This is a genomic window from Fusicatenibacter sp. (genome assembly GCF_050872605.1).
In the GTDB taxonomy this organism is placed as follows: domain Bacteria; phylum Bacillota; class Clostridia; order Lachnospirales; family Lachnospiraceae; genus Fusicatenibacter.
In genome coordinates, this window is sequence record NZ_JBNMHD010000063.1 from 1 (window position 1) to 9,558 (window position 9,558).

Annotated in this window: 12 protein-coding genes and 1 pseudogene; 10 read left to right on the forward strand and 3 right to left on the reverse strand. The window is 52.6% G+C overall.

The window, feature by feature from the left end; all coding sequences use genetic code 11:
- The 9 genes and pseudogenes from ACY2VT_RS13575 to ACY2VT_RS13615 all read left to right on the forward strand — a co-directional run.
- A pseudogene (locus tag ACY2VT_RS13575) lies at window positions 1-309 on the forward strand (class I SAM-dependent methyltransferase); the annotation flags it as partial.
- 171 nt (window positions 310-480) lie between these two features.
- Complete coding sequence (locus ACY2VT_RS13580) at window positions 481-903, forward strand: sigma-70 RNA polymerase sigma factor region 4 domain-containing protein (RefSeq protein WP_002586616.1); 423 nt, start codon at window positions 481-483, stop codon at window positions 901-903.
- A complete protein-coding gene (locus tag ACY2VT_RS13585; protein WP_002586615.1) occupies window positions 896-1,108 on the forward strand; it encodes a helix-turn-helix domain-containing protein in 213 nt (70 codons plus the stop codon). Before ACY2VT_RS13580 ends, ACY2VT_RS13585 begins: the two co-directional genes overlap by 8 nt.
- 497 nt (window positions 1,109-1,605) lie before the next feature.
- On the forward strand, window positions 1,606-2,004 hold the full coding sequence (locus tag ACY2VT_RS13590) for a plasmid mobilization protein (protein ID WP_002596229.1): 399 nt from the start codon (window positions 1,606-1,608) through the stop codon (window positions 2,002-2,004).
- Window positions 1,976-3,601 carry a relaxase/mobilization nuclease domain-containing protein gene (locus ACY2VT_RS13595; protein ID WP_002596230.1) on the forward strand — a complete coding sequence of 542 codons (1,626 nt, stop codon included), beginning with the start codon at window positions 1,976-1,978 and terminating at the stop codon, window positions 3,599-3,601. Before ACY2VT_RS13590 ends, ACY2VT_RS13595 begins: the two co-directional genes overlap by 29 nt.
- Complete coding sequence (locus ACY2VT_RS13600; protein WP_002596231.1) at window positions 3,591-3,977, forward strand: cysteine-rich VLP domain-containing protein; 387 nt, start codon at window positions 3,591-3,593, stop codon at window positions 3,975-3,977. The genes ACY2VT_RS13595 and ACY2VT_RS13600 overlap by 11 nt, the downstream gene beginning before the upstream one ends.
- 132 nt (window positions 3,978-4,109) lie before the next feature.
- Complete coding sequence (locus tag ACY2VT_RS13605) at window positions 4,110-4,844, forward strand: replication initiator protein A (RefSeq protein ID WP_087325174.1); 735 nt, start codon at window positions 4,110-4,112, stop codon at window positions 4,842-4,844.
- Window positions 4,841-5,683, forward strand: a complete 843-nt coding sequence (locus ACY2VT_RS13610; protein WP_002596233.1) for an ATP-binding protein — start codon at window positions 4,841-4,843, stop codon at window positions 5,681-5,683. The genes ACY2VT_RS13605 and ACY2VT_RS13610 overlap by 4 nt, the downstream gene beginning before the upstream one ends.
- A gap of 14 nt (window positions 5,684-5,697) precedes the next feature.
- A complete protein-coding gene (locus tag ACY2VT_RS13615) occupies window positions 5,698-5,892 on the forward strand; it encodes a transposon-encoded TnpW family protein (protein WP_002596234.1) in 195 nt (64 codons plus the stop codon).
- Between the two features lie 64 nt (window positions 5,893-5,956).
- Here ACY2VT_RS13615 and ACY2VT_RS13620 read toward each other — a convergent pair whose 3' ends face one another.
- Window positions 5,957-6,157, reverse strand: a complete 201-nt coding sequence (locus ACY2VT_RS13620) for a hypothetical protein (RefSeq protein ID WP_002596235.1) — start codon at window positions 6,155-6,157, stop codon at window positions 5,957-5,959.
- Between the two features lie 225 nt (window positions 6,158-6,382).
- Here ACY2VT_RS13620 and ACY2VT_RS13625 point away from each other — a divergent pair, with 225 nt between their 5' ends.
- Complete coding sequence (locus ACY2VT_RS13625; RefSeq protein WP_002596236.1) at window positions 6,383-7,999, forward strand: recombinase family protein; 1,617 nt, start codon at window positions 6,383-6,385, stop codon at window positions 7,997-7,999.
- 405 nt (window positions 8,000-8,404) lie between these two features.
- On the opposite strand, the gene ACY2VT_RS13630 is transcribed toward ACY2VT_RS13625, so the two are convergent.
- The gene (locus ACY2VT_RS13630; RefSeq protein ID WP_461880255.1) at window positions 8,405-8,707 is read right to left on the reverse strand and encodes a DUF6110 family protein; all 303 of its coding nucleotides are present in this window, start codon (window positions 8,705-8,707) and stop codon (window positions 8,405-8,407) included.
- Between the two features lie 126 nt (window positions 8,708-8,833).
- Entirely contained in the window at window positions 8,834-9,391 is a 558-nt protein-coding gene (locus tag ACY2VT_RS13635; protein WP_461880256.1) for a DUF3793 family protein, read from the reverse strand.
- Between the last annotated feature and the right edge of the window lie 167 nt (window positions 9,392-9,558).

Below are 9,558 nucleotides of genomic sequence, written 5' to 3' on the forward strand. Positions count from 1 at the left end.
CCACTTCTTATGGCTGTTTATGAACTGTTGCAGGAAAGCGGAATTTTTGTCTTTGCAACGCAACACCCTTGTTTTGTCACGTTGACTGAAAAATATATGACACCGCACAGTTACTATGATATAGCGATTGAAGGGCAACCGAAAGAGCAGATTTATTATCATCGTTCCATACAAGATATTTTTAACCTTTGTTTTAGAGCTGGATTTGTCATTGATGGATTTTATGAAGAATGTTTTAAAACCAACAAAGAAATTCCTATGGTAATGATAGTAAGGCTTAAGAAGGTAAAACGTGATAGCTTAAAATAAATTCAAGTTTGTCGGGTAAATAGCAAACCCAGCCGAGCCAGTCAACGGTCAAGATGAACGGCGCATATGCGCAGCCGTTGACAGCCCCGCCCGCCTTTGCTGGTAGGCAATCAAGGGGCGACAGCAAGAAGTGCCACCGCCCCGCACTATTATTCAGAAAGGGGAATTTCCATGACCGACCAGATAGCCTATCAAGAATATATCCAGCGCAGGTACAACGCCTTTTGCAAGACTGTTATCCGCTGTGCCGCCTTGGACAAGATTTTGAAGCTTAAACGGCAATGGGAACGGCAAGTTTCCCTTGACTATCTGATGAACGAGAAGTTTGTCCAGTTTGCCGCGTCGGAGCCGGACGAGGAATACCCATTTACCGTCTGCGGTCAGACCGTCCTGCTCTGCAACGCCGCCCTTGCCGACGCGATCTCTGTTTTGCCGGAGCAGACGCGGGAAGAAATCCTGCGCTATTACTTTCTGCGCCAGCCGCAGCGCGTGATCGGCGCGTGTATTGGCCGGTCACGCAGCACAGCGGGGCGGCATATCCAGCTTGCCTTGCAGCGGCTACGCGAAGAAATGGGGGTGAGCCGGTATGAGTAGACTTCTCCCCTATGAAACAATCCTCAAAGCCCGTGAGGGCGACCCAGAAGCCGTGAACGCTGTCCTGCTCCACTACGCCGGATATATCCGCTATTTCTCAAAAGTGAACGGGCAGGTCAACGCCGAGGTGGAGGACTATGTAAAGCAGCGGTTAATTGACTGTCAATTCAAGTTCCGGCTTGACGAACCACCGGACAAGTCATAAAAACTGAATACCAGCCGCCACCGACGCGGCCAGCGAAAGCAGTAAGTCTTGAAAAAGATTTACTGCTTTTTTTGTTGTCCGGCTCCGCTCCCGGCCATTTTGCCCCCTGCCGGTTGTAGTAGTAAGCGAGGAGGGAATTTTTCTGCCCTGGTGTTTGGCATTTGGAGCATTTACCCGTAGTAGAGGGCAAAGAGAAAGGATTTCTCCAACACCGGGTAGAAACCACTGCGTCCGGTGTCATTTTAGCGAAAGCGGGCAGGAATGCCCTTTACAGGATTAGTAGTAGCAGAAAAAGAGAAACAAACTTTTGTGGTTGCAGTTTTCCAAAAAAGTGGCGGACGGAAGTGAGAGAAAGTTTGCAGTCACGGAGAGCAAGTTTCTACCACGGTGCCAAAATCCGCAATTCTGCAGTTTTGCCCCTCGCGGGAAACTTGTTGGGGAGTGCCTTCCCCAAACCCTGCTCATGCGCCCTTACGGGCGAGAAAGGAGGTCACACCATGCGAAAGAAATACAACACGCCCCACCGCAGCCGCGTTGTGAAAACCCGGCTGTCCGAAGATGAGTATGCCGACTTCACAGCGCGGCTTGCGCCCTATGGTATCAGCCAGTCCGAATTTCTCCGGCAGGCGATACGGCGGGCGACCATACGCCCGGTTGTCCATGTGTCGTCGGTCAATGACGAGTTGCTTTCCGCTGTCGGGAAGCTGACAGCCGAGTACGGCAGGATCGGCGGCAACCTCAATCAGATTGCCCGGTATCTGAACGAATACGGCGTACCCTACAACACCCTTTCCGGCGAGGTACGCGCCGCCATATCCGACCTTGCCGTCCTCAAGTATGAAGTCCTCAAGAAAGTAGGTGACGCGGTTGGCAACACTCAAGCATATCAACTCTAAAAACGCCGACTACGGAGCCGCCGAGCAATATCTTCTCTTTGAGCATGACGAGTTTACCATGAAGCCCGTCCTTGATGAAACCGGCAGGCTTATCCCCCGCGAGGACTACCGGCTGTCCACGCTGAACTGCGACGGGGAGGATTTTGCCGTTGCGTGTATGCGGGCCAATCTCCGCTATCAGAAAAACCAGCGGCGGGAAGATGTGAAAAGCCACCACTACATCATCAGCTTTGACCCGCGGGACGGGCCGGACAACGGCCTGACCGTAGACCGGGCGCAGGCGTTGGGGGAACAATTCTGTAAAGAGCATTTTCCCGGCCACCAGGCCCTTGTCTGCACCCACCCGGACGGGCATAACCACAGCGGCAACATTCATGTGCATATCGTCATAAACAGCCTGCGGATTGAGGAAGTGCCGTTCCTGCCCTACATGGACAGGCCGGCCGATACGAAAGTCGGCTGCAAGCACCGATGTACCGACGCTGCCCTGCGCTACTTCAAATCCGAAGTCATGGAGATGTGCCACCGGGAGGGGCTTTATCAAATCGACCTCTTGAACGGCAGCAAGAACCGCGTCACCGACCGGGAGTATTGGGCGCAGAAAAAGGGACAGGCCGCGCTGGACAAGCAGAACGCCCCCATGATTGCCGATAGTATCACGCCCCGGCAGACCAAGTTTGAAACGAACAAGGAGAAGCTGCGGCAGACCCTACGGAAAGCCCTTGCCACCGCCGCCAGCTTTGACGAGTTTTCCTCTCTGTTGCTGCAGGAGGGTGTGACCGTCAAGGAGAGCCGGGGGCGGCTTTCCTACCTCACGCCGGACAGGACAAAGCCAATTACCGCCCGGAAGCTGGGCGACGATTTTGACCGCGCCGCTGTCTTTGCCGTTTTAGAGCAAAACGCCGCCAGAGCAGCCGAAGCGCCAGCCAGATCCCCCGATCCCCCACGCACCATAAAAGACCGCTTGCAGGTTGCCAGAGCCGAGATAGCCGCCCCGAAACAGGACGGAGTGCAGCGGCTTGTGGACATTGAGCAGAAAATGGCCGAGGGCAAAGGCCGGGGCTATGAACGCTGGGCGAAGATACACAATCTGAAGCAGGCCGCCAAAACGCTGTCCGTCTACCAGCAATACGGCTTTACTTCCCCGGAGCAGTTAGAAGCCGCCGTTGACACCGCCTATCAGAAAATGCGCCAGACCAGCGGCGAACTGAAAGCACTGGAAACGAAGCTGCAAGGGAAAAAGAAGTTGCAGCGGCAGGTGTTGGCCTACGCCCAGACCAAGGCCGCCCGCGACGGGCTGCGGGCACAGAAATCCGAGAAAGCCCGCGCCGCATACCGGCAGGCCCATGAGAGCGATTTTATCATAGCCGACGCAGCAGCCCGGTATTTCAAGGCGCATGGCATTACCAAGCTGCCCGCCCGGAAAGCGTTGCAGGCCGAGATCGAGCAGCTTATCTCCGAGAAAGACGGCCTGTATAACACCTATCACGAACAGAAACAGCGGTTCAAGGAGTTGCAGACCGTCAAGCGGAACATCGACCAGATTTTGCGCCGGGACGAGCCGCACCGCAGAAAGGAGCAGAGCCATGAGCGATAACCTGCCCCACATGGACTACCGCCAGCACCGGCGGGCGCGGCGGCTGGTACATGAGTGCTGTAACTACGATGAGGGGAACTGCCTGCTATTGGACGACGGGGAGCCTTGCGTGTGCGTCCAGAGCATTTCCTTTTCCCTCATGTGCCACTGGTTCCGTGTGGCTGTCCTGCCCCTTGACGGGGAGCTGGCCGCAGCCCTCTTGTGCCGGGGAAGCCGGAAACGGTGTGCCGTCTGCGGGGCGGCCTTTGTCCCCAAATCCAACCGGGGAAAATACTGCCCCGACTGCGCCGGGCGCATGAAGAAAATCAAAGCCGCCGAGAGAAAGCGGAAACAAAGGCAGAGATGTCACGCTTTAGAGCCTTTCAAACCCGCATAAATCAAGGCTTTTTTCGTGGGTGTCAAAGGGTACGCGATACATTTATCCTTTTCCCCCGGAAACGGCGTTCTAATGCGTGACAATACGCCAAAATCAACCCGAACACAGGGAGGTGATCCTATCGCTGATTATATCAGGGCAGACACGCGGCTGCCCGCCTATCTGCCGTATCCCCGTTTCCTGCTGAAAATGGAGATTTCACAGACCGCCAAGCTGCTGTATTCGCTGCTGTTAGACCGTTCCACCCTCTCCCAGAAAAACAAGTGGCTGGACGACGAGGGCAGGATTTATATTATCTATCCCATCGCGGAGATAGCAGAAATACTGGATAAAGGCAGCACCACCATCAAGGGGGCGCTTAATGAACTGGACACGGCGGGGCTGTTGGAACGGGAACGGGGCGGCTTCTCCGCACCGAACCGGCTTTATGTCAAAGTACCGCCAGTGCCACAGGTACAGTTTTCAGACCAACTGATGGCCGGAAGTCCGCCCCTCATAGAGCCGGAAAACCGTCCTACTGATGGTCAGAAAACCGACCTTATGATGGTCGGAAAACCGTCCCCTAACCAAACTACTATAAACAACCTTACAGAGAGCCAAACAAAGGGAGTGAGTGGGGGGCCGTCCGCGCCCTATGGCCGATATGGAAATATTTTTCTGTCACAGACCGAATACGACGAGTTGCAGGCAGAGTACCCTGACAGGCTGGAACGGTTCATCGAGGAAATGAGCCGCTACCTTGCCGCCAACGGGAAAAGCTACCAGAACTATGCCGCCGCCCTGCGGATATGGGCGGGGAACGACAAAAAGGAAGCCCCTAAAAAGGGCATACCAGACTACTCATGCAAGGAGGGCGAGAGTTTATGAAGAATGAAATCAACGCGGTTTTGGAGAATATGACGACCACCATCCCGGAGCCGGAGGACTACACCGGCGAGGACGGTTTACTGTACTGCGGCAAGTGCCGCAAGCCGAAAGAAGCCTATTTTGCGCCGGATAAGGCCGCTATCTTCGGGCGCGACCGCCACCCGGCAGAGTGCGACTGCCAGAGAACCGCCCGCGAGGAACGGGAAGCCGCCGAAAAGCGGCGCAGACACCTTGACACCGTGGAAGAACTGAAACGCCGGGGCTTTACCGACCCCACCATGCGGGACTGGACTTTCGAGAACGACAACGGCAGGAACCCGCAGACCGGGCTTGCCCGCCGGTATGTGGAGCATTGGGAAGATATGCGGACAGACAATATCGGCTGCCTGTTCTGGGGCGGCGTAGGCACCGGCAAAAGCTACCTTGCAGGCTGTATCGCAAACGCCCTCATGGAGAAAGAAATCCCCGTCCGCATGACGAACTTTGCTCTTATCCTCAATGACCTTGCCGCCAGCTTTGAGGGGCGCAACGAGTACATTTCCCGCCTTTGTCGTTATCCGCTGCTGATCCTTGACGACTTCGGCATGGAACGCGGGACGGAATACGGGCTGGAACAGGTGTTCAATGTGATTGACAGCCGTTACCGCAGCGGCAAGCCGCTGATCGTCACGACCAACCTTACGCTGGACGACCTGCACAACCCGGAGGACACCGCCCATTCCCGGATTTATGACCGCCTGCTTTCCATGTGCGTCCCGGTACGCTTTACCGGCGACAACTTCCGGCAGGAAACCGCCAAGCGGAAAATGGAGAGCATGAAGAAACTGATTACCGACTGAAAGGAGTATTGCCTATGGCAGATAACAAGCAGCACGACACCCGCACCACCCGCCGCCCTGACTGTGTGACGGAAATCCGCATGGGCAATTCCGTCCTTGTCGTGTCCGGCTATTTCAAGAAAGACACCACAACCACAGCCGCCGACAAAATGGCGCGGGTACTGGAAGCGGAAGCCGCTGCTACACAGGAGCCGACTTATCCGGCGTGAACCGGGGCATGGAAAAGCGGCCATGCCAGGGAGCATGACCGCTGGAACGAAAATCGGAAGTGCTTTAGCAATTCTTAATCTCATTCTCTATAAAATAATTTGCAATTTCAAAGGCTTTTATTCTTCTCTTTGCCAATGTGATTTGTGATTTATAACGCTCGGAATTATCCTTTGATTCAAATGTTTTTACTGTTTCTCTTAGCTTGTGCAGAGTTGAATCAATTTGCCTTTTGGCCGCGGTTAATTCATCTATTGTATACTTCATGTTTTCTCCTTTAACTTCTGATTTTTTTGTTAAATCAGAGTATACCACGGAGTTATGAACTTTTCTACTGCAAATATGGGACGACAACCCATACCATAAAAATCGGAAAATTGAAAAGCTGTAAAGAAGCAAATTTAACGCTTTTGCCGCTGTACAGCCCCCGCCGTTCCGTGGTACAATGAAACCACGGAATAGTGGGGCTGGCTGTCGGAAACGGAGGATTTTATGTTAAGACAAGCCACCCAAAACCTCATTACCGCCCTTTATCCGAGATTGTCCCACGAGGATGAATTGCAAGGCGAGAGTAATTCCATATCGAACCAAAAAAGGATACTCGAAACCTACGCAAAACAGAACGGCTTTACCAATCTGCGCTGGTACACCGACGACGGTTTTTCCGGCGCGAACTTCCAGCGGCCCGGATTTCAAGCCATGCTTGCGGACATTGAAGCCGGGAAAGTGGGTACGGTCATCGTCAAGGACATGAGCCGGTTAGGGCGAAACTACTTGCAGGTAGGGTTTTACACGGAAATGCTGTTCCCTCAAAAGGGTGTGCGTTTTATCGCTGTCAACGATAATGTGGACAGTGCCAGCGAGGGCATGGACAACGATTTTACCCCGCTGCGAAATCTGTTCAATGAATGGCTGGTGAGAGATACGAGCAAGAAAATCAAGGCAGTGAAAAAGTCAAAAGGCATGAGCGGCAAGCCTGTTACCAGCAAGCCGGTTTACGGCTATGTGATGGACGAGGACGAGAATTTTATTATAGACGAGGAAGCCGCCCCGGTGGTGCAGCAGATTTACCAGCTTTGCCTTGCCGGGAACGGCCCGACCAAGATTGCCCGTATGCTGACGGAGCAGCAAATCCCCACGCCGGGGACGCTGGAATATCAGCGGACAGGCAGCACCCGCCGTTATCACCCAGGCTATGAGTGCAAATGGGCGACCAACACCGTCGTTCATATCCTCGAAAACCGAGAGTACACCGGATGTCTGGTGAACTTCAAAACGGAAAAGCCTTCTTATAAGGTCAAGCACAGCATAGAGAACCCCGTCGAGAAGCAGGCCATTTTCGAGAACCACCATGAGCCGATCATCGACAAGGAAACATGGGAACGGGTGCAGGAGTTACGCAAACAGCGCAAACGCCCGAACCGCTACGATGAAGTGGGGCTGTTCTCCGGGATTTTGTTCTGCGCCGACTGCGGCCATGTGCTGTATCAGCAGCGGTATCAGAACAAAGACCGCAAACAGGACTGCTACATCTGCGGCAGCTACAAGAAGCGCACCCGCAACTGTACGGCGCACTTTATCCGCACCGATCTGTTGACCGCTGGTGTCCTGGCAAATCTCCGGCAAGTGACCGAATACGCAGCCAAGCATGAGAGCCGGTTTGTGAAACTACTTGTCCAGCAGAACGAGATCGGCGGCAAGCGAAAGACCGCCGCAGCCATCAAGCAGCTTGAACAGGCGCAGGAACGCATTTCTGAAATCAGCCGCATTATCAAGCGGCTGTATGAGGACAATGTAAACGGCAAAATCAGCGATGAGCGTTTCATGGAACTGTCGGCTGACTACGAAGCCGAGCAAGCGGAGCTGAAAAAGAGAGCCGCCGCCCTGCAAGCCGAACTGGACAAGTCACAGGCAGCTACCGTCAACGCCGAGAAATTTATGGGCATTGTCCGCAAGCACCTTGCCTTTGAAGAACTGACCCCCACTCTCTTGCGGGAAATGATCGAGAAAATTGTGGTGCATGAGTGCAGCTATGATGAGAACGGCACCCGCAGGCAGGACATTGAGATTTATTACAGCTTTGTCGGCAAGATTGACTTGCCCGAATAACCGCCCGACCTATCCGACACAATGGCCAAGTGTCGGATAGGAACGGCAAAATTTTTTGCACTTCTATTGCTTCTTTATCACACATAAGCAAATTCTGCAGGTATGTCGCCGGTACATCCGAGTCCTCATACTTAAATTTCTTTAAAAAAGAAAGGAGTTCTTCCCGCCCGCCATGATAGCATATAGCAGCATCCGCTGTCCTCTCCTGTATTTTCGCCGAATCAATCATAGGATTCTGGTCCAGATAGTATTGCAGCCTGTCCGCCTGTTCAAATGACATGCCATTTTGCAGTATATGAATTCGGATTCGCCCTTTTATCTCATGTTTAATCGCAAATTTCATCTCATATCCCAGCTTTCGTCAAAACACCTGCAGTCTGATTCCTGCAGGTGTTTTTGGTTTTCCTAATTTTCAGTTACGGCAGCTTCTGCTTCGGCATCCTCCTCAGAAAACGTCTCCGCCTCCTTTGCTGCTCTGGTTTCATTGATCTGCTGTGCCTCTGCATAAATGTCTTCTGCATTTTCCTGAATCAGCGTCGCTGTCTTCATGACACATTCCTTTGCGCGAAGCACTGCAGCTGTCACACCAGTGTAGACTTTTTTGGCGTCTTTGCTGGATAATATCTTAATTCCTGCTGTTCCAAACAAAACGCCGGCTGCGAAAAGCCCTGTTGCTTTTCCATTTACTTTTTTGAAACAATCAAACATAATATCCGCCTCCTGTTTATGGACTTATATTATACCTGTACTTGCTCTTCTTTTCCAGACCCTTCTTTGTCTGTTGATAAATTTTATCATTTGTTTTGTTCTATTTATAAAACAATTTTCATACGCCTATGCGCATACCGTCATCTGCACAAGGCTCCTGCCGCCTGCAAATACCTCTCTGTAAACAGCCGTACATTTTTCCAGCTTCGCAAAAAGTGCTCTCGCTTTTTCCTCATCTCCGTATACCTTCCAGAGTCCGCAGCATTTGCACTCCTTACCGCCTTTCTGAATAAAGCCTTTTACATCCTCAATCGGATACCCCAGAAATACGCCAATTTCATGGGGAAAGCAACCCGTGCAGCATCCGCATGAAAGCCTGCCCCTAAGCTGATGCAGGCAGCCCTCCACATCATCCGCCTGATAACCATATTCCTCCAGCAGAAGCCTTGCATCCTTTCTTTGCAGCTCTTTCTCAAGATGGCTCTTTCTGTAAACATATATCAGGGCAAAATCCTCATGAAGCGACAGTGTCATTACAGTAACACCGCGTACGTTCAGCGCCTCATTGATAGCCAAAAGCTCTGAAAAGAATCCTTCTTTACTTATGAAATGATGTGCAAACAGGTTTGCACTTTTTAAGCCTGCCAGAGTCGGCGCGCAGTATGCAATTAAATTCTGTTCCAAGGTAACGAGCTGACGCATTATGCCTCCGCAAGCTGTTTGCCAAGCGCCTCACATTCAGCAAGTGCATCTGCGTCAGGTGCTTCCTGACAAATCAAGCCCTCTCCATTTACAACCGTAGCGCCGCAGCCATTCATTCTTTCGCTCCAGTCGCGCATCCACTGACCGTC

Excerpts from the sequence above, each read along its gene's own strand:
- ACY2VT_RS13580 (WP_002586616.1), top strand. The coding sequence starts at position 481 with ATGACCGACCAGATAGCCTATCAAGAATATATCCAGCGCAGGTACAAC.
- ACY2VT_RS13585 (WP_002586615.1), top strand. The coding sequence starts at position 896 with ATGAGTAGACTTCTCCCCTATGAAACAATCCTCAAAGCCCGTGAGGGC.
- ACY2VT_RS13590 (WP_002596229.1), top strand. The coding sequence starts at position 1,606 with ATGCGAAAGAAATACAACACGCCCCACCGCAGCCGCGTTGTGAAAACC.
- ACY2VT_RS13600 (WP_002596231.1), top strand. The coding sequence starts at position 3,591 with ATGAGCGATAACCTGCCCCACATGGACTACCGCCAGCACCGGCGGGCG.
- ACY2VT_RS13610 (WP_002596233.1), top strand. The coding sequence starts at position 4,841 with ATGAAGAATGAAATCAACGCGGTTTTGGAGAATATGACGACCACCATC.
- ACY2VT_RS13615 (WP_002596234.1), top strand. The coding sequence starts at position 5,698 with ATGGCAGATAACAAGCAGCACGACACCCGCACCACCCGCCGCCCTGAC.
- ACY2VT_RS13620 (WP_002596235.1), bottom strand. The coding sequence starts at position 6,157 with ATGAAGTATACAATAGATGAATTAACCGCGGCCAAAAGGCAAATTGAT.
- ACY2VT_RS13625 (WP_002596236.1), top strand. The coding sequence starts at position 6,383 with ATGTTAAGACAAGCCACCCAAAACCTCATTACCGCCCTTTATCCGAGA.
- ACY2VT_RS13630 (WP_461880255.1), bottom strand. The coding sequence starts at position 8,707 with ATGTTTGATTGTTTCAAAAAAGTAAATGGAAAAGCAACAGGGCTTTTC.